This window comes from Bradyrhizobium yuanmingense (assembly GCF_029167105.1).
Lineage (GTDB): Bacteria > Pseudomonadota > Alphaproteobacteria > Rhizobiales > Xanthobacteraceae > Bradyrhizobium > Bradyrhizobium yuanmingense_A.
Window position 1 is genome coordinate 233,968 of record NZ_JARFML010000001.1, and the last position, 20,168, is coordinate 254,135.

The 20,168-nt window shown below is 63.5% G+C and carries 21 protein-coding genes; 17 read left to right on the top strand and 4 right to left on the bottom strand.

Annotated elements, in window-relative coordinates; all coding sequences use genetic code 11:
* From P0R31_RS01155 to P0R31_RS01175, 5 genes are all read left to right on the top strand, one after another.
* On the top strand, positions 1–408 hold the full coding sequence (locus P0R31_RS01155) for a RidA family protein (RefSeq protein ID WP_275512491.1): 408 nt from the start codon (positions 1–3) through the stop codon (positions 406–408).
* Between the two features lie 176 nt (positions 409–584).
* Entirely contained in the window at positions 585–1,622 is a 1,038-nt protein-coding gene (locus P0R31_RS01160; RefSeq protein WP_275512492.1) for an ABC transporter substrate-binding protein, read from the top strand.
* Positions 1,623–1,660: 38 nt separating this feature from the next.
* Positions 1,661–2,554, top strand: a complete 894-nt coding sequence (locus P0R31_RS01165; protein ID WP_275512493.1) for an ABC transporter permease — start codon at positions 1,661–1,663, stop codon at positions 2,552–2,554.
* Positions 2,551–3,366 carry an ABC transporter permease gene (locus tag P0R31_RS01170; protein WP_275512494.1) on the top strand — a complete coding sequence of 272 codons (816 nt, stop codon included), beginning with the start codon at positions 2,551–2,553 and terminating at the stop codon, positions 3,364–3,366. Before P0R31_RS01165 ends, P0R31_RS01170 begins: the two co-directional genes overlap by 4 nt.
* Entirely contained in the window at positions 3,350–4,498 is a 1,149-nt protein-coding gene (locus tag P0R31_RS01175; protein ID WP_275512495.1) for an ABC transporter ATP-binding protein, read from the top strand. Before P0R31_RS01170 ends, P0R31_RS01175 begins: the two co-directional genes overlap by 17 nt.
* Before the next feature lie 11 nt (positions 4,499–4,509).
* On the opposite strand, the gene P0R31_RS01180 is transcribed toward P0R31_RS01175, so the two are convergent.
* The 3 genes from P0R31_RS01180 to P0R31_RS01190 all read right to left on the bottom strand — a co-directional run bounded on the left by P0R31_RS01180 (position 4,510) and on the right by P0R31_RS01190 (position 5,889).
* Positions 4,510–5,163, bottom strand: coding sequence for a DUF1028 domain-containing protein (locus P0R31_RS01180; RefSeq protein WP_275512496.1), 654 nt, complete (start codon positions 5,161–5,163; stop codon positions 4,510–4,512).
* A gap of 332 nt (positions 5,164–5,495) precedes the next feature.
* Positions 5,496–5,678: a hypothetical protein gene (locus P0R31_RS01185; RefSeq protein WP_275512497.1), complete on the bottom strand. Its 183-nt coding sequence runs from the start codon at positions 5,676–5,678 to the stop codon at positions 5,496–5,498.
* A 10-nt stretch (positions 5,679–5,688) separates the two neighbouring features.
* Positions 5,689–5,889 (bottom strand): hypothetical protein, encoded by a 201-nt coding sequence (locus tag P0R31_RS01190; RefSeq protein ID WP_275512498.1) that lies wholly within the window; start codon positions 5,887–5,889, stop codon positions 5,689–5,691.
* 447 nt (positions 5,890–6,336) lie between these two features.
* On the opposite strand from P0R31_RS01190, the gene P0R31_RS01195 reads away from it, so the two are divergent.
* The 7 genes from P0R31_RS01195 (at position 6,337) to P0R31_RS01225 (ending at position 13,323) form a co-directional block, all read left to right on the top strand.
* Positions 6,337–7,839, top strand: coding sequence for a glucan biosynthesis protein G (locus P0R31_RS01195; protein ID WP_275512499.1), 1,503 nt, complete (start codon positions 6,337–6,339; stop codon positions 7,837–7,839).
* Positions 7,827–9,947: a glucans biosynthesis glucosyltransferase MdoH gene (gene mdoH, locus P0R31_RS01200; RefSeq protein WP_275512500.1), complete on the top strand. Its 2,121-nt coding sequence runs from the start codon at positions 7,827–7,829 to the stop codon at positions 9,945–9,947. The genes P0R31_RS01195 and mdoH overlap by 13 nt, the downstream gene beginning before the upstream one ends.
* Positions 9,948–10,089: 142 nt before the next feature.
* Positions 10,090–11,145: a sugar phosphate isomerase/epimerase family protein gene (locus tag P0R31_RS01205; protein ID WP_275512501.1), complete on the top strand. Its 1,056-nt coding sequence runs from the start codon at positions 10,090–10,092 to the stop codon at positions 11,143–11,145.
* 15 nt (positions 11,146–11,160) lie between these two features.
* Complete coding sequence (locus P0R31_RS01210; RefSeq protein WP_275512502.1) at positions 11,161–12,336, top strand: Gfo/Idh/MocA family protein; 1,176 nt, start codon at positions 11,161–11,163, stop codon at positions 12,334–12,336.
* A 223-nt stretch (positions 12,337–12,559) separates the two neighbouring features.
* Positions 12,560–12,721 (top strand): DUF2934 domain-containing protein, encoded by a 162-nt coding sequence (locus tag P0R31_RS01215; RefSeq protein WP_275512503.1) that lies wholly within the window; start codon positions 12,560–12,562, stop codon positions 12,719–12,721.
* Positions 12,718–12,903 (top strand): hypothetical protein, encoded by a 186-nt coding sequence (locus tag P0R31_RS01220; protein ID WP_275512504.1) that lies wholly within the window; start codon positions 12,718–12,720, stop codon positions 12,901–12,903. Before P0R31_RS01215 ends, P0R31_RS01220 begins: the two co-directional genes overlap by 4 nt.
* A 93-nt stretch (positions 12,904–12,996) precedes the next feature.
* Positions 12,997–13,323 (top strand): DUF2934 domain-containing protein, encoded by a 327-nt coding sequence (locus P0R31_RS01225; protein WP_275512505.1) that lies wholly within the window; start codon positions 12,997–12,999, stop codon positions 13,321–13,323.
* Positions 13,324–13,605: 282 nt separating this feature from the next.
* Here P0R31_RS01225 and P0R31_RS01230 read toward each other — a convergent pair whose 3' ends face one another.
* The gene (locus tag P0R31_RS01230) at positions 13,606–15,393 is read right to left on the bottom strand and encodes a peptide ABC transporter substrate-binding protein (RefSeq protein WP_275512506.1); all 1,788 of its coding nucleotides are present in this window, start codon (positions 15,391–15,393) and stop codon (positions 13,606–13,608) included.
* Positions 15,394–15,727: 334 nt separating this feature from the next.
* Between P0R31_RS01230 and P0R31_RS01235 the strand changes: the two genes are divergently transcribed.
* From P0R31_RS01235 to P0R31_RS01255, 5 genes are all read left to right on the top strand, one after another.
* Positions 15,728–16,522, top strand: a complete 795-nt coding sequence (locus P0R31_RS01235; protein WP_275512751.1) for a MetQ/NlpA family ABC transporter substrate-binding protein — start codon at positions 15,728–15,730, stop codon at positions 16,520–16,522.
* A gap of 145 nt (positions 16,523–16,667) precedes the next feature.
* The gene (locus P0R31_RS01240; RefSeq protein ID WP_275512507.1) at positions 16,668–17,705 is read left to right on the top strand and encodes a putative FMN-dependent luciferase-like monooxygenase; all 1,038 of its coding nucleotides are present in this window, start codon (positions 16,668–16,670) and stop codon (positions 17,703–17,705) included.
* 37 nt (positions 17,706–17,742) lie between these two features.
* Positions 17,743–18,342, top strand: coding sequence for a CMD domain protein (locus P0R31_RS01245; RefSeq protein ID WP_275512752.1), 600 nt, complete (start codon positions 17,743–17,745; stop codon positions 18,340–18,342).
* Positions 18,343–18,353: 11 nt separating this feature from the next.
* Positions 18,354–18,929 (top strand): alkylhydroperoxidase domain protein, encoded by a 576-nt coding sequence (locus tag P0R31_RS01250; protein ID WP_275512508.1) that lies wholly within the window; start codon positions 18,354–18,356, stop codon positions 18,927–18,929.
* Positions 18,930–18,987: 58 nt separating this feature from the next.
* Positions 18,988–20,145 (top strand): ABC transporter substrate-binding protein, encoded by a 1,158-nt coding sequence (locus P0R31_RS01255; protein WP_275512509.1) that lies wholly within the window; start codon positions 18,988–18,990, stop codon positions 20,143–20,145.
* The last annotated feature ends 23 nt before the right edge of the window (positions 20,146–20,168 follow it).

Below are 20,168 nucleotides of genomic sequence, written 5' to 3' on the forward strand. Positions count from 1 at the left end.
ATGACCCATCAGCGTTTCCGCAAATTCAATACCAAAGATGCCTATCCCGAGCAGAACCTCGACAACGATGTCTGCATGGTGGTGCGTGCCAACAACACCGTTTACGTGCGTGGCCAGACGGCGATGGACCTCGACGGCAAGATCGTCGGCATCGGCGATGCCGCTGCGCAGACTGAAAATGCCATGTTGTGCGCCAAGGTGCTGCTTGAAGAGGCGGGTTCGAGTCTGCAGGACGTGGTGAAGATCGTCATCTACATCACCGATCGCGCCTATCGCGAGCCGGTCTATCGGGTTGTCGGCAAGTGGTTGAAGGGCGTCTACCCGGTTTCGACCGGAATCATCGTTCAGGGGCTCGCCAAGCCCGAATACCTGATGGAAATCGACATCATCGCGGAAATTCCGACGTAGCACCGCGTAGATTTTCGACGCCGAAGTATAGCTACGAAGTTTTGCAGCCGGATCTTTCGAATGAAAGGTCAACGGAGTCTCTTGCGCTGTAAATACTTGAAAATATTGCTGAATTCGTTTCGCTTGGCATGGCGTTTGCTTTTTTATCGGCGTCATAATTCTCATGAGGTTCCGAGATGAAGCGCGTCTTGAAGTTTACTGCAGTGATGTTGCTGTCGACGCTTGCGATCGGCGCGCCGGCATCCGCCCAGGAGAAGCTGATCGTCAGCACCTGGGGTGGAAGTTTCCGCGATCTGATCGATGAGGCGATCGCGAAGAAGTTCACCGCCGAGACCGGCGTCAAGGTCGAATACATCACCGGCGGCACGATCGACCGGCTGAATCAGGCCAAGCTCGCTGCAGCCAAGCCCGAGAGCGACGTCACCTTCACGACGGCCCATGTCGGCTGGCTCTATGCCAACGACAATCTGTTCGAGAAGCTCGACATGGCGAAGATTCCGAATGCCAGCCATCTGGTCGGGCAAGCCAAGATCAGTCCGTACCACGTTGGCGCCTGGGCCTATGTCTACACCATCGGCTATCTGCCTGACCGGCTACCCAAGGGCGTCAGCTTCGATAGCTGGGAGGGCCTGTGGAATCCTGCGCTCAAGGGTATGATCTCGTCGCCCGATTTCGACCCGAGTCATGTGATGGTCGTCGCGGCCAAGCTATCTGGCGGTGATGCTGCGAATTGGGAAGTCGGCGAAGCCAAGATGAAGGCGCTGAAGCCGAACTACAAGGCCTTCTACACCAACGACGCCAACAGCCAGCAGCTGTTCGCCACAGGCGAGACGCCGGTCCAGGTCGTGCTGTCGATGAATGCCTATTACATGCAGAACCAGGGCGTGCCGATCAAGCTCGTGATCCCGAAGGAGGGCGCGGTGCTCGGTATCGACACCATGGCCATCACCAAGGGTTCGACCAAGGCGGAGCTGGCCTACAAGTTCATGAACATCGCCCTCGACCCGGAAGTGCAGGCCAGGATCGCCGAACTGAAGAAGGGCAGCCCGGTGGTCGACAATGCCAAGCTCAAGCCGGAGATCGCTGCTTTGACCGGTGTCTTCTCCACGCCGGATCAGTGGGCGAAGCAGAGCCTGGTGATCGACGCCAAGCTGCGTGCCGAAAAGACCGGTACCTGGCGCAAGTGGTTCACCGAGAACATTATGGCTCCATAACACGGTCCTGGTCACGATCCGGCTGATACGGCCGGATCGTGACCATCGCTGTGAGTTTGCCCACGTCGAGTTTGTCCATGAACACACGTCCGTTTCTGGGTTGGTTCGTTTCGCCGGCCGGCCTCGTCGCTGTGGGTCTCATCGCGGCGATGCTGGCCGTCTTTCAGTATAGCGTCCGGGCCTACATTCCAGGCTCGCTCGAAGTCGGTGGGTTCACGTGGCAGAATTTCGCGGCCATGCTGCGGCCGCTCTATGCGTTGGCATTCTGGAATACAGTGTTGTTGTGTTTCGAGACGGCGGTGTTCACGCTTATCCTGGCCTATCCGCTGGCTTATGCGCTGGTGCGCACCAATAGCTCGGCGCTGCGCTCCTTCATTCTGATCGTGTCGGTCACGCCGCTGTTTCTCGGCGAGGTCGTGCGGACCTATTCGTGGATGATCGTGCTCGGCAGTAACGGCTTTCTGAATACGCTGTTGCTCAAGCTCGGCCTGCTGGATCGTCCGGTGCAGATGATGTTCACCGCCGGCGGCGTGGTCGCCGCGCTGGTGCATGTGACCATGCCGATCATGGTGATCATGCTGGCCGCGGCGCTTTCGCATATCGACCGCAACTACGAGAAGGCCGCCGAAAGCCTCGGTGCCGGTCCGGTCCGCGTTTTCCTCACCATTACCCTGCCGCTGTCGATGCCTGGAATCGTCGCCGGCTTCTCCACGGCCTTCGCATGGACGTTCAGTGCTTTCGCGACGCCGCAGCTGATCGGCGGCGGGCGGGTCAGTACCGTGTCGACGCTGATCTATCAGCTCGGCTTCTCGTCCTTCAATTTCCCCTTTGCTGCCAGTCTCTCCATCATTGGCCTCGCATTGTCGCTGGCCGTGATCGCCCTGCTGAGGAAGGCCGCGCGCCCACTCGAGCGTATGGCGAGCACGACATGAAGCGCTCTCCCGGTACCCTGCTGCTTCGTTGGTCGGGACGCGTCCTCGTCGCCACCGTTCTCCTGTTCGTGCTGCTGCCGGGCATCGTGGTGGCGATTTCGGCCTTCAACGACCGTGCGATCTTGGCGTTTCCGCCGCAATCATGGTCGCTGCGCTGGTTCTGGCGCGCGTTCTCCTATGCCGATTTCGCCAAGGGCTTCTGGAATGGCCTGGCGGTGACGGTATGGGCGTCCAGCATTGCGCTGGTGGTCGGATCGGCCTTCGCCTTCGCCATTCACCGCTACAAATTCGCGCTCAGGGATCTTCTCGAAGGCATTTTGCTGTCGCCGCTGATCATTCCGCACTACACAATCGGCCTCGGCGTTCTGATTCTCGCCTCGCAGACCAATGTCGAGCGCGGCTTTCCGCTCGTCATCTTCGCCCATGTGGTCATGGTGCTGCCTTTCGTGATGCGCAGCACTTACATCTCGCTGGAGAATCTCGACATCCGGCTCGAACTGGCGGCGTCCAGCCTTGGCGCCACGCCGCTGCGGATCCTGTTCACCGTGACGATTCCGCTTTTGATTCCGGGTTTGCTGAGCGGCTGGCTATTCGCAGCAATTCTATCCTTCAACGAGTTCACGGCGACCCTGTTCGTCAGCAGCCAGGCCACGCAGACGCTGCCGGTCGCCATGTACAATTACGTCCGCGAATTCGCGGATCCCACACTGGCCGCCCTGTCGGTCATCTACATCGTCGTGACTGCGACCTTGCTTACGATCGCCAATTCCGTCCTGGGCCTCGGAAGAATCCTGAATGTTGATGCGCACTAATCAGATGGCTGCGAACACGTCAGTCGCGGGAAGCGACAAAGCCCGTCCGGCCGTGCAGCTCGACGGCGTCACCAAGCGCTTCGGCGATTCCATCGCGTTGCATGAGGCCTGGCTGAAGATCCGGTCCAGCGAGTTCATGACCTTGCTGGGGCCGTCGGGTTGCGGAAAGACCACGCTGCTCAATCTCGTTGCGGGCTTCCTCGAAGCGGACGGTGGCGAGATCTTTATTGAAGGCGCTCTGGTCACGGAAACGCCGGCGCACATGCGCGAGATCGGCATCGTGTTTCAGAACTATGCGTTGTTTCCGCACATGAGCGTCGCGAAGAACGTCGCTTATGGACTGAAGACCCGCGGTGTCGACAAGAAGGAGATGGCGCGTCGTGTCGACGAGGCGCTGGCTCTGGTCAAGCTCTCCGGCTTCTCAGACCGCAAGCCCCGGCAGCTGTCGGGTGGTCAGCAGCAGCGTGTCGCGCTCGCGCGCGCGCTCGTGATCAGGCCGAAGGTGCTGCTGCTGGATGAGCCGTTCTCCGCGCTCGACAAGAATCTGCGTGGTTCCATGCAGGTCGAGCTCAAGCAGATTCAGCGCGAGCTCGGCGTCACCACGATCTTTGTTACCCATGACCAGGGCGAGGCGCTGTCGATGTCGGATCGCATCGCGGTGATGTCGGCCGGACGCATCCGCCAGATCGCCGCTCCTGACGAGATCTATCGTCGTCCCGCCGATCGCTTCGTCGCGTCCTTCGTGGGTGATGCCAACGTTCTCAATGGTCGGCTCGTCGAGCGGAGCGGCGATGCCGCGGTGGTCTCGATCGGCGAGGTGCGCGCGAGCGTTCCTGCCGCAACGATTGCCGAAGTGGCCATTGGCGGTTCCGTGGATGTCTTCGTACGGCCGGAACATCTATCCGTGACGTCGCGAGGGGCATCGGGATCGCTGCCTGGCACTGTGACGACGCAGGTGTTCCAGGGCGGCCATGTCGATCTCTATATCGATGCGCCAGGGAGCGCGCGCGATCCTATTTTGCTGCGGTCGCCGGGTATTGCGGGGCTGTCGTCCTGTCCGGTCGGAGCCGAGATCGGATTGTCGATCGGCTCCGACGACATCGTGGCGTTTCCGCCGGGCGAGGCGCCGTGATGCGTCCCTACCTAGAACGACGGCGCCGCAGCCGGATTCTTCGCGCGCGCGACATAGTCTGTCTGTTGCGGCCGATAGCGCTCCCACAACGCGCGCAGCTCGCCGATCGGCGCGTCGTGCCAGTCGACACGCAGGTCGACGACCGGCCAGTCGAAGAGGTGAGCGACATGAAGGCCCGCCGCATGCTCGTCGTCGGTCTCACCGCCGGCATCGAGGCCGGCTTCGAGCGCCGACATCAACCGCTCCGCCAGCGGCTGGCCAGCGGTTGCCTCGAACCGCGCAATCATCGTGCTGGGCACCTTGTCGTCGGCGAGCAGATTGCCAAGCGCGAGGCAGCCGGCGCCTTCGGCAATTGCCGCAACGGCCAATGCCTGAGCGCCGGAATGCCAGGCCACCTGACCGTAACGATCGATCACGCCGACCTGTCGCCATGCTGGCTGCGGTGTGCCGAGCGTGAGGCTGTTGAGGACGGCAGCCGCACCGAGTCCCTGGCGCAGCAGCGCAAGACCGGTCGGGCCGAGCGCCGGGTCGGTCACATTCTGCGACACCACGAGGCCCAAAGGCCCGACCCACGCGCAGCGCGCCGGCACCGCAATACTGGACGACGTGATGGCGATGCCGAATGCGCCGGTCTCCGGGCAACGCGCCGAGATAGAATAGGTCATCGTGAAGCTCCCGTATAAGTAATACTAGTATAGATGATCGAAAAGATAGCTCAATACTTTACGAGTTGATCAGTATTCAAAGTATAATTGAATTCCAAGCTCGACGACGGGGACGACAGTCTCTATGGCGGAGACATGGCGGCGCCGACGCTTTCATGGTCTCTGCACGGCAGCGGCAACGATGTCGTGGTGGTGGGTTTCGACGCGGGGGCCGGGCGCCCGACCCCTCGATCAGCACTGCGGGAAGCCAGATGATCTTCCAGGGGACGCACGCCGACTGGCATCTGGCTTAGGCGTCGCTCACAGGCGTGCCTCGGATCGCGAGATCGTCCCTAGTCTTCGGGCCAACGGTCGGTAGGGCCGGAATTAGAGGCGCGTCCGTGCGCCGCACGGGCCGGCTGCTTGGCAGGCCTGCCGATCGACGAGAAATAAAGCGCGAGTTCGAGCACGCCATACATCGCGAGCAGCATCAACCCCTTGATTGCCTCGTTGGTCGTCTGGATATCCTCCAGCATCCGCGTTCGACTAACGTTGTGCCAGCTTGATCGGACTTTGGATCGGGTGGGCCTTGTAAACAGCCAGGCTGCTCGTCGTCTGCACGTTGATGTCAGGATGGGTCAGGTGGAAGGCGAGGGCCGCCGCGACGATCATGATCCCGCCAAGCAGTCCGGCGATGACCACCTTCAGGTGCGTTGCCCTGTCCGCGCTGTAGATCGAGTGATTCATTGCAGGCCCCTTCCCGGCGCGTGCTGGTGATTGCTTTCTAAGGCATCAACTTTCCCATCGAAATTTGGGGCCATCACCTAAGGAGATATCCGGAGCGTGCGGAGGAGGTGGTAGCCCGCGATCCCGCCCGGAACCGGCAGCCGTAGCAACCATTAAATGGCGGCGTTGTTTTGCGCGGCTGTACGGTTTTCCTGCGCGTGCCTTTCGCGCAGCAGACCGCGGGTGCGTTGTCAGCACCCGGCCTTTCTTGCGCCCTCTTGGCTTTCAGAGGGTGGAGCGACGAAGCAAAGCTCGGGCGAAAGTCGTCGCGAGGATGCGAAGCCATGTCGCAATCAGCCGGCGATCTCACGCTGGCGCCGTGCGAGGGTGGAACTGGGCCCGGTTGGAACTCGCGGGCGTGATGGTCGTTTGCTTGGCCGGGGCAGCAGTAGCGAGCAGGGAGAGCACGTGAACCGACGCCAGCTTGTTCAAGGGTCGGCGTTGCTGCCGGCTTTGCTGCTTGCTTCCCGACGCAGCTTGGCCGCCCCATCGGATGCGTTCGGGCCGTCCACCGTGCGGGACCTGGCGCGGATGCTGGCGAGCAAGCCCTACGAGGCGCCGGACGAGAAGCTCCCGAGCGGACTGAAGGACCTGGATTACGATCAGTATCGTTCGATCCGCTTTTTGCCCGAGCGGGCGCTCTGGCGCGGCAAGAATCTTCCGTTCGAAGCGCAGTTCTTCCACCGCGGCTTTTTCTACAAGAACAGGGTGAACATCTTCGAGGTCGCGGACGGAAAGGCATCCGAGCTCAAGTACCGCAAGGCGGACTTCTCCTTTGGCGAGAAAGTCCCGCCGTTCGAGGACAGCGATCTCGGATTCGCCGGCTTCCGCATCCATGCGCCGATGAACCGTCCCGACTATTACGACGAGGTATGCGTCTTCCTGGGCGCGAGCTATTTCCGCGCCGTGGCCAAGGGGCAGACCTACGGGCTTTCCGCCCGTGGGATGTCGATCGATACGGGCGAAGCCAAGGGCGAGGAATTTCCGCTTTTCAAGACGTTCTGGCTCGAGCGGCCGGCGCCGGGTGCGACCTCGTTGGTGATTCATGCTCTGCTCGACAGCAAGAGCTGCGCCGCGAGCTACCGATTCACCGTGCGCCCCGGGGAGACGACGGTCTTCGATGTCGAGATGTCGGTCTACCCGCGCGTCGAGATGCCGCGCGCTGGTCTCGCGCCCATGACCAGCATGTTCTTCTACGGTCCGAACGACCGCAACGACATCGACGATTTCCGCCCCTCAGTCCACGATTCCGATGGCCTTGCGATCTTCAACGGGAAGGGCGAAAGCCTGTGGCGGCCGCTCAGCAATCCTCGCGACCTCCAGATCAGCACCTTCCAGGATCTCAATCCGCGCGGCTTCGGGCTGATGCAGCGGGAGAGAAACTTCTTCGCCTACCAGGACATCGAATCCAGCTTCGAAAAACGCCCAAGCCTCTGGATGGAGCCGATCGGCGATTGGGGCGAGGGCGGCGTCACGCTGTTCGAGATCCCGACCAAGGAAGAGGTCCACGACAACATCGCCGCATTCTGGCGGCCGAAAAGCCCGCTGCAGGCCAAGGGCGAACACAATTACACCTATCGGCTGCATTGGGGGCCGGATAGCCCGAAGCCGCATTCGCTGGCCAGATTCACGCGAAGTGGGATCGGGGCGAGGGGCGAGGACGCGCGCCTGTTCGTGCTCGATCTGCTCGGCGACAACCTCAAGGGCGTCGATCCTGCCGGTGTCAAAGGCGTGGTGACGGCGGGGAAGTCCGAGGTGAAGAACATCGTCACGCAGCCCAATCCCTACACCGGTGGCTGGCGGCTCAGCTTCCAGTGCCAGGTGAAAGGCGAGCCGATCGAGCTGCGGGCGTTCCTGGCCGAAGGCGACAAGCCCTTGTCGGAAATCTGGGTCTACCGATGGGCGCCCTGAGCACGGCACCGCGGCCGATTGCCGGCGATATCGCGACCCAGCGCCTGCTGCCGGGCGAGTCCCCCCTTCCGATGACTCCCGGCGACCTCGGAAAACACCGGGTACCCGACCGCATTCCTGCGCCGGTTGCCCCCGCAATGGCATGGCGGCGCGGCCTCATCCTCCTCTCGACGGCGGCGCTCACGGCCGGCGGCGGATACGAGATGTATCGCGTGCTGGAGGTCGGCGGCGTCACCGTCCTTGAAGCCATGGTGCTGGCGCTCTTCCTGGTCCTGCTCGCCTGGGTCGCCTTCTCGTTCGCCTCCGCGCTGGCCGGCTTCTTCCTGCTGCTCGCTCATCGTCCGGACGCCTTCGCCCCAGAGGCGGAGCTGCCTGCGATCGCAAGCCGCACCGCCATGTTGCTTCCCACCTACAACGAAGACCCGCACCGATTGACGGCGCGGCTTCGTGCGATCATCGAATCCTTGGAGGCGACCTCACAAGGAAAGCTGTTCGACTGGTACGTTCTGAGCGACAGCACCGATCCTGACATCTGGGTCGCCGAGGAAAAAGCGCTCCTCGCGCTGCGACAGGCAATGGGGACGCCACGGCTGTATTATCGCCACCGAGCCGAGAATACGGCGCGCAAAGCCGGGAACATCTCGGAGTGGATCACGCGGTTCGGCGGCGGCTACGACTTCATGATCGTGCTCGACGCCGACAGTCTCATGAGCGGGCAGACCATCGTCCGACTGGTCCATGCCATGGAGAGCAATCCGAGCGCCGGCCTCATCCAGACGCTCCCAATGGTCGTCAACGCGCGAAGCCTGTTCAGCCGAATCCAGCAATTCGCGGGCCGCCTGTACGGACCGATGATCGCCGTTGGAGTCGCCTGGTGGCACGGCTCCGAAGGCAATTACTGGGGCCACAATGCGATCATCCGGGTGAGGGCGTTTGCTGAAGAGGCGGCGCTGCCGCAGCTTCGGGGACGGAAGCCGTTCGGCGGGCACATCCTCAGCCATGATTTCGTCGAGGCTGCGCTGATGCGGCGCGCCGGGTGGGGCATCTACATGCTGCCGACGCTCGGCGGAAGCTACGAAGAGGTGCCGCCTTCGCTGCTCGATTTTGCGGCGCGCGACCGGCGCTGGTGTCAGGGCAATCTTCAGCATCTCGCCGTAGTGCCTGCGCGGGGTCTCCACTGGGTCTCGCGCGTGCATTTCATGGTGGGGATAGGGGCATATCTGACGGCGCCCCTCTGGCTGCTGTTCCTCTTGCTGGGAATGCTGATCTCGTTGCAGGCCCGCTTCGTGCGTCCGGAGTATTTTTCGAAGGGGTTCTCGTTGTTTCCGACGTGGCCGGCCCAGGATCCCGTGCTTGCCATCTGGGTGTTCGTCGCCACGATGGGGTTGCTGCTGTTGCCGAAGCTGCTCAGCCTCGTGCTCGTTTGGATGCGAGGCTCGGTGAGACGCCAGTTCGGCGGCGCGTTGCGTGCTTCGGCCGGAGTTCTCGCGGAGATCATCGTATCCGCGCTGATGGCGCCGGTGATGATGATCTTTCAGTCGATCGCGGTGATCGAGATTCTCGCCGGCCGCGATGCCGGCTGGCAGACGCAAAGGCGCGACGACGGCACGGTGCAGCGGCGCGAGCTCTATCGGAAATACGGCGTTCCGACCCTGTGCGGTGTTGCGATGGCCGCAAGCGCCTACGCCGTTTCGCTGCCACTTCTGCTCTGGATGTCGCCGGTCATCGTTGGGCTGCTGTTCGCCGTTCCCATAGGCGCGCTGACCGCCATGCCCGTCTCCGGAAGATTGTTTGTCACTCCGGAAGAACGAGAGCCGCCTCGCGTCCTGCGGCGAGCGAACGAACTCAGCGCGTCGGCTGACGCAGGGGGCATGCCTGCCTTGGTGGAGCTGCGCCAAGACCCCGCGCTCCTGGCCTTCCACCTCGCGCAGCTGCCGCCTCCTCGCCCCACCAGGCCCGACACGGTCGACGCCAATCTGGCGGTCGGCCGTGCCAAGGTCGATGCGAGCGAGACCTTCGAGGAGGCTGCAGAGCATCTATCTTCGCGAGAAATCTTCTCGATCTTGAACGACGGTCCGGCGCTTTCCACCGTGTTGCAGAAGCGATGAAGCTTCGGCCTGGATCTGTCCTGCGGCCGTTCGGAGCTTTTCTCGTTGCGTAGACCGCTATTGCTCTCTCCCTTGATGGCCGGCATCCTCGAACCAAGTGCGCGGAAAAGCGCCCCAAAACGTCCAAGGAAGGAAGCAATCGATGAAGATGATCAAAGGGCCTGCGATATTCCTCGCTCAGTTCGCTGGCGATGCGGCGCCGTTCAACTCGCTCGATGCGATATGCGGATGGGCGGCATCCCTGGGCTACAAGGGGATTCAGATCCCGAGTTGGGATGGGCGGCTCTTCGACCTGAACAAAGCCTCGGAGTCCCAGACCTATGCCGACGAGGTGAAGGGTGTCGTGGCGCGCCACGGGCTTTCCATCACCGAGCTTTCGACCCATCTGCAAGGCCAGCTCGTCGCCGTTCACCCGGCCTATGATGCGGCGTTCGACGGCTTCGCCGCGCCGGAGGTGCGTGGCAATCCCAAGGCGCGCACGGAATGGGCCGTCGATCAGGTCAAGCGCGCCATCCTGGCGTCCAGGCGGCTCGGGCTCAGTGCGCAGGCGACCTTCTCCGGCGCGCTTGCCTGGCCCTATGTCTATCCCTGGCCGCAGCGTCCCGCCGGCCTGATCGAGACCGCCTTCAACGAACTCGCCAGGCGCTGGCTGCCCATTCTCGATCATGCCGACGAGCACGGTGTCGATCTCGCCTATGAGATCCATCCTGGCGAGGACCTGCACGACGGTGTCTCCTACGAAATGTTCCTCGAGCGGGTGAACAACCATCCGCGCGCGAACCTGCTCTACGATCCCTCGCACTTCGTGCTGCAACAGCTCGACTATCTCGACTACATCGACATCTACCACCAGCGCATCAAGGCGTTTCACGTCAAGGACGCCGAATTCAATCCGACCGGTCGCCAAGGCGTCTATGGCGGGTTCCAGAGCTGGGTCGACCGTGCCGGCCGCTTCCGCTCGCTCGGCGATGGTCAGGTCGATTTCGGCGCCATCTTCTCCAAGCTCACGCAATACGATTACGACAGCTGGGCGGTGCTCGAGTGGGAGTGTGCCCTGAAACATCCTGAGCAAGGCGCGGCCGAAGGCGCCGAGTTCATCCGAAAGCATATCATCCGGGTGACAGCGAAGGCCTTCGACGATTTCGCAGGCAGCGGCGCTGACGCGGCTGCCAACCGCAAGATGCTCGGCATCTCCTGAAAGAGAGGGTGCAACATGGCGATCGAAGCAAGCAACGAAACCGGCGGCCATCGTCGTATCCGACTCGGCATGGTGGGCGGTGGCCAGGGCGCCTTCATTGGTGCCGTCCACCGCATTGCCGCGCGCATCGACGACCAGTTCGAGCTGGTCGCCGGCGCGCTCGCGTCGGATCCGGTTCGCGCCAAGACTTCCGCAAAAGAGCTCGGTATCGCTGACGGCCGGGCCTATGGCTCCTTCGAGGAGATGGCGCGGGCTGAAGCGGCGAGAGCGGATGGCATCGAGGCGGTCTCGATCGTGACACCCAATCACCTGCACAGCCCCGTCGCGAAAGCTTTCCTTGAAGCCGGCATCCACGTCATCTGCGACAAGCCGCTGACGACGACCGTTGCAGAGGCCGAGGAACTGGTGGCGCTGGTCAGGAAGACCGGCAGGGTCTTCGTCGTCACGCACAATTACACCGGCTATCCCATGGTCCGGCAGGCGCGCGCCATGATCGCGAATGGCGATCTCGGCGAGATCCGTCTCGTCAAGGTCGAGTATCTGCAGGATTGGCTGACCGAGCCATTGGAAACCACCGGCCAGAAGCAGGCGGCGTGGCGCACCGACCCGTCCCGGTCCGGCGCCGGCGGGTGCATCGGCGACATCGGCACCCATGCCTACAATCTTGCCTGCTTCGTCAGCGGGCTCGAGCTCGACGAATTGCTCGCCCAATTGTCGACCTTCGTCGAGGGGCGGCGGCTCGACGACGATGTCCAAATTCTCCTCAAGTGGAAGGGCGGCGCCAAGGGCATGCTGTGGGCGAGCCAGGTCGCCGTCGGCAATGAGAACGGGCTCACGCTGCGCGTTTACGGCAGCAAAGGCGGCCTCGAATGGGCGCAGGAGAATCCGAACCACCTCTGGTTCACACCCTACGGCAAGCCCAGGCAGCTCCTGACCCGCGGCGGGGCCGGCGCATCGGGCGAGGCGGGTCGGATCACCCGCATTCCATCGGGGCACCCCGAGGGCTACCTTGAAGGCTTCGCGACGATCTATGCCGAGGCGGCGCGCGCCATCCGCGCGGCAGCGGCCGGTGAAAAGCCGCATCCCGATGTCGTCTTCCCGACGGTCGAGGATGGCCTCGCCGGCGTGAAGTTGATCGATGCTGCGGTGAAGTCGTCCGCAGGTAATGGCGTCTGGGTTCGGATGACGTAACGGCCCACGTGCATCCGACATCGGCGCAATGCCGGGTGGAAAGGCATGCACGCCCCGGGACAAGCCGGCCATCCGGCACGGGCAGTCGCGTAGGAACTCTTGCACATGGTCGAAACTTGACTCTGCGGGTCAGCATCGCCGCCGATCGCTGGCCTGCACGGCCCCGCCTCCAAGCCCCCCATACCCCCCAGGGTGGGGCCGTGCTTCCAAGCAGGAGGTGCAATTGTCCGAGCCGACCGAGCAAGAAATCAGAGAACGCGCGCACCAATTGTGGGAGCAGGCGGGCAAGCCCGAAGGGCGCGAGGACGAATTTTGGCACGCGGCGGAGCAGGAGCTGCGCAACGAGGACAAGTCGAACACGCTGCGGACGCCAGATACGCTGTGACCGACAAGGCCTGCCCATTCTGCCAGGGTCTCGGATGGGTCTGCGAAAACCATCCGCTCCGGGTCTGGAGCGAGAAGCTCGGCGGCTGTCGCTGCGGCGAGGGCATGCCCTGCAGCTGCAACACGACTGAGGATCCTGAAATCAGGGTGGTGATCGTCGAAGCCGACACGACGTGGCACTAGCGGCGCCCGCCGCTCCGCGTGGAGTGATGGTGCGACGGTGGGCACTTCCGAAGCGTTGCACCTCAGGGAACGGACCATCCGGGAGGGAATTTAGTGTCCGTACGGCTCAGACAACAATCCTTTCCCACGGCAGTTTCCGCGGTGGACGAGCAGAAGAAGCTAGAGCACCAGATCGAACTCGCAACGCGAGCGGCCTCGCTCGTGAAGGACGAAACCACCGGACAGCGCTTCAGGACCTTCGCCGAGGAACTGAGACGAAAGCTGCTTCGCATGATGCGTCGTGGCAAGGTGCGCGCGCGTGCCTACGAGCTCTGGGAGCAGGCTGGCCGTCCCGGCAATCGCGAGCTGGACTTCTGGCTCGAAGCCGAACGGCAGATCGAGGAAGAGCGAGAGGAGAAGAAGGGCCCGGGCGCTTCATAGCGCCGGGCGGTACCGCGTCTGCAGCGCCGCGTGACACGTGCCGCGCGCGCAAAGCAAGGAAAAAGCCGCCGGGCTCTCACCCTGGCGGCTTCGCAAGTCCGTAGCTGTTGATTGTCTTCCCAGCCTCGTGCGTACCGCCGTTACCTTGTTTGCGGCCATGCCCGATCGTTGTAGGCGATGGTGCGCGATTCCGCTGTGATCTGCAGCACACAGTGGAGAGGATTCGGTGTCACGTTCTGAACCCCGCGCTGCGCTGCAACCATCAGCGCGCTCACGGGCTCCTCAGGTCCGATACCACGCCGCCAGGTTCCACGTGATGGTGTCCCAGCCGGAGATGTCGATCATCAAATTGTTGGCGCCGGCGTTGACGACGTGGCGCGAGAGCAGGGGCAGAAACACGTTGGCCTCGCAGAAGATCTCGTCGACCTTCATCAGCAGCGCGGCGCGCTTGACCGGATCGAGCTCGTTCTGCGCGGCCTTGTAGGCCTTGTCGGCTTCGGGATCGGAATAGCGCGAATTGTTGCGGCCGAGCCATTTGTTGTCCTTGGTGGCGATCTCCCAGGACACGCACTGGTTCAAGAGGCGCTCCGGATCTGGCTGCGGCTGCGTCGTGTTGTACATCTCCATGTCGGCGTAGAATTTCGAGTAGGTGTCGGGATTGCCGACGTCGGATGAGAAGAACACGGAGGCGGTGACCGCCTTGATCTCGATGTCGATGCCGGCCTTCTGGCACGCCTGCTTGATGATGGCCTGCGTCTTCTGGCGCGGGGAATTGGTCGAGGTCTGGAATACGTATTTGAGCTTCTTGCCGTCCTTCTCACGGATGCCGTCCGCGCCCCTGGTCCAGCCGGCGTCGTCGAGGATCTTGTTGGCCTTATCGATGTCGAACTCGTATTTCAGCTTCGGTGACTTGAACTGCTTCGGCGCGTTGACGAAGCTCGCGGTCGCGATGGCGGCGCGTCCGTAGATGAACTTCTGGATCGAATCGCGGTCGATCAGGACATTGATGGCGCGGCGAACGGCGGGATCGGACAGCGTCGGATGCTTGGTCTTGACGCTCGAGCGCTCGCCGTCGACCTCGGTCCAGGGGTCCGTGGTGTTGAGGATGATGAACTCGACATTGCCGGAAGGCGTGATGTCGAGCTTGCCCTTGCCACCGGCCTCCATGCGCTTGAGGACTTCCTCCTCCACCTGCATGTTCCAGGCAAAGTCGTATTCGCCGGTCTGCAGCACGGCGCGCGCCGCAGACACCGCGTCGCCGCCGCCCTTGATCTCAAGCATATCGAAATGCGGCTGGTTCTTGATGTGATAGTCGGGATTGCGCTCGGCGCGGATCATGTCGCCAGGCTTGAACTCGACGAATTTGTACGGGCCGGTGCCGACCGGCTTCAGATTGCCCGGCGCTTCACGCGACTTGGCCCCGACATACTCGCCGAAATGATGCTTCGGCAGGATCATCCCGACCGAGCCGACGAACGGATCGGCCCAGAACGGCGTCGGCGCCCGGAAGATCACCTTGACAGCGTGGTCGTCGATCTTCTCGACCTTGATGTCCTTGTAGGAGCCCGTGGTGTAGGCCGCGGTGGCGAGATCCGCGGCGTATTGCCAGGTGAAGACGACGTCGTCGGCGGTGAAGGGCTTGCCGTCATGCCAGGTCACGCCGCGCTTCAGCTTCCAGATCACGCTCATGCCGTCGGCCGCAAGGCCGCCGTTCGCCTTGGTCGGAGCCTCGGCGGCGAGGCAGGGGATCAGGTTGCCCTCCTTGTCCCAGCCGGCGAGCGGCTCGAAGAAGATGCGCGAGGCAATCTGGTCCTTGGTGCCGAGAGCGAAATGCGGATTGAGCAGGGTGGGCGCCTGCCAGAGCAGCATCTTGAGCGTGCCGCCGCCGCCGGCCTTGGCCGGCTTGTACGGCAGCGTGGCGTCAGCCATCGCGACGTCATGCCAGACCAGGATTTGGCTCGCGATCGGCGCTGCGATTCCGACCGCGGCCATTGTCCTGATGAACGAGCGCCGCGACAGCGTGCCTTGCTTCACCTCTGCGACCAGATTGCGGATTTCGTTCTCGTTCATTGGATGATCCCCACTTCGTCGCCACCGGCTCAGTGCGCGCTAACTCAGCACGTCGGGCGTGGTGGAGTCAAAGAGAAGGACGCCGGCCCGGGTGCGGATGGAACGAAAGTGTAATCCGGGATTCTTGCCACGAGCGGCAGCAGCCCTGCTTGCGCGGCGCTTCATCCGGTTTACGCGCGCGCACTTTGTCGCACTCTGCATTCGTTTCCCGTTTGCGGCCGAATGGAGAAAGGCTGGCCCCGAGCCGCGGCCAATATGGATTTCCATTTCATTGATTTCGCATCGCAGAAAAGGGAATACGGTTCCGTTGCCCAAGACCCGTTGCCCAAGACCCATGGAGACCAAGATGTCGTTTCGCCTTCCCCTGATTCTCTCCGCCGTGCTGGCCGCATGGTCCGCCGCAGCCGCGGCCGAGACCATCAAGATCGGCGTGACGCCCGGACCGCATGCGCAGATCCTCGAAGCCGTGAAGCCGATCGCCGCCAAGCGGGGCCTCGACATCCAGCTGCTGGAGTTCTCCGACTACGTGGTGCCGAACGCTGCGCTCGATGCCGGCGAGATCCAGGCCAATTCGTTCCAGAACCAGCCTTACCTGGACAATCAGAAGGCCGACCGCGGCTACAAGATCGAATCCGTCGGCCTGACCGTGAACTTCCCGATCGGCGTCTATTCGAAGAAGCACAAGGCCTTCGCCGATATCCCCGCTGGCGGCAAGGTCTCGATCCCGAACGATCCGACCAATGGCGGCCGCGTGCTGCTGCTGCTGCGAGACAAGGGCGTGATCAAGCTGAAAGACGGCACCGGCTTCAAGCCGACCGTGCTCGACATCACCGACAATCCCAAGAAGCTGAAGTTCATCGAGGTCGACGCGGCGCAGGCACCGCGCGCGCTCGACGACGTCGATGCCGCCGCGATCAACACCAATTACGCAACCCAGGCGGGCCTCGATCCGGTCAAGGATCCGATCCTGCGCGAGGACCCGAAGGGGCCCTATGTCAACCTGATCGCGGTGCGCAGCGCCGACAAGGACAAGCCATGGGTCAAGATCCTCGTGGACAGCTACCACACGCCTGAGGTCAAGGAGTTCGTCCTGACCAAGTTCAAGGGCGCGGTGCTGCCGAGCTGGTAGGCAATCTGCCCGCCCGGAGTCCAGATCAAGGCGATCCGGCGGGCAGCCCGTATGAGGCTTGCGCATGTGCCCTGCGTAATGCCTGCTTGTCGGGAGCTGCGGCAACCGACATCATCGGGACCCATCCTCGCCCGACAGGGATCGTATGAAACGCTTTGCCAACCTGAAACGCCTGGGCTTCTTCACGCGGCTGCTCGACGAGGCGCCGGCGGCGGACCGCTATCGCTTCGCCGCCGAGCAGATCGTGCGCGCCGAGAAGGCCGGGCTCGATTCCGCGTGGATCGCGCAGCATCATTTCCATGAGCGGGAGGGTGGCCTGCCGTCGCCCTTCACCTTCCTCGGCTATGTCGCCGCGCAGACCTCGCGCATCCGCCTCGGCACCGGCATCGTCACCCTGCCGCTGGAGAACGCGGTGCGGGTGGCGGAGGATGCCGCGGTGCTCGATCTCCTCTGCAGCGGCCGCTTCGAGCTCGGCGTCGGCACCGGCGGCAATCCGTCGGCCTTCGCCGCCTTCGGCCTCGACAGCGCCCGGCGCAACGAGATTTTCAGCCGCAATCTGGACATCGTCCGCAAGGCCCTGACCGGCAAGCCGCTCGACGGCGGCGACACGCTCTATCCGCAGCGGCCGCAATTGGACAAGCGCATCTGGCAGGCGACGTTCTCCGTCGCCGGCGGCGCCCGCGCCGGCAAGGCCGGCGACGGCCTCCTGCTCTCGCGCACGCAGCCGCGGGCCAAGGACGCGCCGAACGCGACGCTCGCCGAGATCCAGAACCCGATCATCGACGCCTATCTCGCCGCGCTGCCGCCGGGCTGCGAGCCGCGCATCATGGCCTCGCGCAGCGTCTTCGTCGCCGACGACCATCGCGAGGCGCTGCGGCTCGCCGACATCGGACTGCGCCGCGCGCTGCCGCAATTCATGAAGGGCGGACACCTTCCGCCGGGCGAGACACTGGAAGAGATGATCACCGCGTTCGACACCCATGTCGGCGATGCCGACCACGTCATTGCTTCGCTTCGCACCGACGCCACGCTGGAACGGGTGACCGATCTCGTCTTTCAGGTGCATTCGGTCGATGCGCCGCATCCTCACGTCCTGCGCTCGATCGAGCTCGTCGCCGACAAGGTCGCGCCGGCGCTGGGCTGGACCCGGACGGCCGCCAAAGACGTTGCCCTCGCAGGCTAGCCGGAATGAACAGAATCACACTGAACGAGCCTGAATGATGGGTACGCAAGACATCATCGACACGCTCGCCGGCATCGAGCCCGGCTCCACCCTCGACGCCATCCGCGCGCGCCGCCTGCAGGCGCGCGAGAATGCGCAGAAGAGCTATCTCGCTTTGTTCGAGCCGATCGACGCCGGCGATTTCTCGCTGGCCGAACGCGCCGCGGTCGCGGCCTTCGTGACCGGGCTCCATGGCGCGTCCCCTGTCGCCGCCTTCTATCGGGACAAGCTTGCCGCGACTGCGGAAGGCGCGCCTCTGCTCGATGCGATCAACGCCGAGATCGAGCGCGGCAGGACCTCGGGTCCATATGGCGCCTATCCGGCCGGCCCGTTGTCGATCGAGAACAAGGCCGGGCTGATCTATCGCGTCAGTCCGGAGCGCAAGCCTGTCCTCGGCGCCCGGCTGGTCGCAGCATTGGAGCACGCGCATCTGCTTGTCTTCCACCCGCGCGACGCCGCATCCGCCGACATGAAGGCACTGCTGGCCGCCGGCTGGTCGGCCACCGGCATCGTCACCTTCTCCCAGCTCGTTGCGTTCCTGTCGTTCCAGGTGCGCGTCGTCAGCGGCTTGCGCACGCTCGCCGCGGCAAGCGCGTAGGAGGCCCAATCATGAGCACCGTCAATCCGCCCGTCGTCTTCACCCAGGACGAGCTCGGCTGGGTCTCGTGGATCGACCCGCTGCCCGAGGCCGAGCTGACCGAGCGGCACTACGCCGGCCTCGTCGACCGCGCCCGCGCCAAGTCGGAATATTTTCGTCTCTTGGTGCGCGATCCCGAAGTGCTTGAGGCCCGCACCAAGACCGACAAGGACATCTTCTACAACGTTGCCGACGGCCTGCCGCGCGCCGAGCGCGAGCTCGCGGCGGCGGCCACCTCGCGCTACAATGGCTGCATCTATTGCGCCTCCGTGCATGCGCGCTTCGCCAGCACTTATTCCAAGCGCCGCGACGACGTGCAGCGCCTGCTCGACGAGGGCATCAAGGCCGATCTCGGCGAGCGCTGGAATGCGGTGGTCAAGGCCTCGGTAGCGCTGGCCGCAACGCCGATCGCATTCGGGCCTGACAATATCGCCGAGCTGCGTCGCGCCGGTCTCGACGACGCCGAGATCGTCGACGTCGTCAACGGCGCCTCGTTCTTCAACTGGGCGAACCGGCTGATGCTGTCGCTCGGCGAGCCCTCGAAATAGGCAATCTCACCGGCACGAGAATTGCTGCTGTATCAACATTGAATGGATGGAGCCGTGAATGAGCAACATCGATCGCCGTATCCTGGTCAAAGGCTCGCTCGCCGCCATGATGGCGGGCACAGCCTTCTCGCGCGCCGCACTGGCGCAATCCGCCGAGCCGATCCTGCTCGGCGTCAGCGGCCCCCTCACGGGACCGAACGCGCAATATGGCGCGCAGTGGAAGCAGGGCTTTGATCTCGCGCTCGACGAGATTCACGCCGCCGGCGGCATCAACGGTCGCAAGCTCGCCTACCAGTTCGAGGACAGCCAGAGCGATCCGCGTCAGTCGGTGGCGATCGCCCAGAAATTCGTCTCCGATCCCCGCATCGTCATGGAGCTCGGCGATTTCTCCAGTCCCGCCTCGATGGCGGCCTCCCCGATCTATCAGCGCGGCGGCCTGGTGCAGTTCGGCTTCACCAATTCGCACCCCGACTTCACCAAGGGCGGTGACTTCATGTGGAGCACGTCCGTGAGCCAGGCCGACGAGCAGCCGCTGCTGGCGTCCTACGCCGTCAGGCGGCTCGGCCTGAAGAAGCTTGCGGTGCTGCACCTCAACACCGATTGGGGCCGCACCAGCCGCGACCATTTCGTCAAGGCGGCCAAGGAATACGGCGCCGAGGTCGCGGTCACCGAGGGCTACATCGCCGAGGAACGCGATTTCCGCTCCACCCTGGTGCGCGTGCGCGACGCCAGCCCGGACGGGCTGATCCTGATCTCCTATTACTCCGACGGCGCGCTGATCGCGCGCCAAGCGCGCCAGGTCGGCCTGAAGCAGACGATCTGCGCGGCCAGCTCGGTGTACTCGCCGAAATTCCTGGAGCTCGGCGGCGAGGCGGTCGAGGACGTCCACCTCGGCACGCGCTATTTCCCGCAGGATCCGCGGCCCGAGGTGAGGAAGTTCATCGAGGGCTTCAAGGCCAAGTACAACGGGCAGGAGCCCGACGCCTTCAACGCCTATTCCTATGACGCGATGAACATGGCCGCTGCCGTGGTGAAGATCGGCGGCACCGACCGTCGCGCCATCCGCGACGCCTTCGCCAAGGTGAAGGACGTCTCCAGCGTCATCTTCGGCAAGGCGACGTTCGACGTCGAGAGTCGCCGCGTCAAGGGCGCGATGAACGCCGAGATCGTCGTGCGCAAGGGCCAGTTCACGCTGTGGGACGGCAAGCCGACCTGACCGATGGCCGGAGCGCGCGCTCC

Excerpts from the sequence above, each read along its gene's own strand:
- P0R31_RS01155 (WP_275512491.1), top strand. The coding sequence starts at position 1 with ATGACCCATCAGCGTTTCCGCAAATTCAATACCAAAGATGCCTATCCC.
- P0R31_RS01160 (WP_275512492.1), top strand. The coding sequence starts at position 585 with ATGAAGCGCGTCTTGAAGTTTACTGCAGTGATGTTGCTGTCGACGCTT.
- P0R31_RS01170 (WP_275512494.1), top strand. The coding sequence starts at position 2,551 with ATGAAGCGCTCTCCCGGTACCCTGCTGCTTCGTTGGTCGGGACGCGTC.
- P0R31_RS01175 (WP_275512495.1), top strand. The coding sequence starts at position 3,350 with ATGTTGATGCGCACTAATCAGATGGCTGCGAACACGTCAGTCGCGGGA.
- P0R31_RS01180 (WP_275512496.1), bottom strand. The coding sequence starts at position 5,163 with ATGACCTATTCTATCTCGGCGCGTTGCCCGGAGACCGGCGCATTCGGC.
- P0R31_RS01185 (WP_275512497.1), bottom strand. The coding sequence starts at position 5,678 with ATGCTGGAGGATATCCAGACGACCAACGAGGCAATCAAGGGGTTGATG.
- P0R31_RS01190 (WP_275512498.1), bottom strand. The coding sequence starts at position 5,889 with ATGAATCACTCGATCTACAGCGCGGACAGGGCAACGCACCTGAAGGTG.
- mdoH (WP_275512500.1), top strand. The coding sequence starts at position 7,827 with ATGGGCGCCCTGAGCACGGCACCGCGGCCGATTGCCGGCGATATCGCG.
- P0R31_RS01205 (WP_275512501.1), top strand. The coding sequence starts at position 10,090 with ATGAAGATGATCAAAGGGCCTGCGATATTCCTCGCTCAGTTCGCTGGC.
- P0R31_RS01210 (WP_275512502.1), top strand. The coding sequence starts at position 11,161 with ATGGCGATCGAAGCAAGCAACGAAACCGGCGGCCATCGTCGTATCCGA.
- P0R31_RS01230 (WP_275512506.1), bottom strand. The coding sequence starts at position 15,393 with ATGAACGAGAACGAAATCCGCAATCTGGTCGCAGAGGTGAAGCAAGGC.
- P0R31_RS01235 (WP_275512751.1), top strand. The coding sequence starts at position 15,728 with ATGGAGACCAAGATGTCGTTTCGCCTTCCCCTGATTCTCTCCGCCGTG.
- P0R31_RS01240 (WP_275512507.1), top strand. The coding sequence starts at position 16,668 with ATGAAACGCTTTGCCAACCTGAAACGCCTGGGCTTCTTCACGCGGCTG.
- P0R31_RS01245 (WP_275512752.1), top strand. The coding sequence starts at position 17,743 with ATGGGTACGCAAGACATCATCGACACGCTCGCCGGCATCGAGCCCGGC.
- P0R31_RS01250 (WP_275512508.1), top strand. The coding sequence starts at position 18,354 with ATGAGCACCGTCAATCCGCCCGTCGTCTTCACCCAGGACGAGCTCGGC.
- P0R31_RS01255 (WP_275512509.1), top strand. The coding sequence starts at position 18,988 with ATGAGCAACATCGATCGCCGTATCCTGGTCAAAGGCTCGCTCGCCGCC.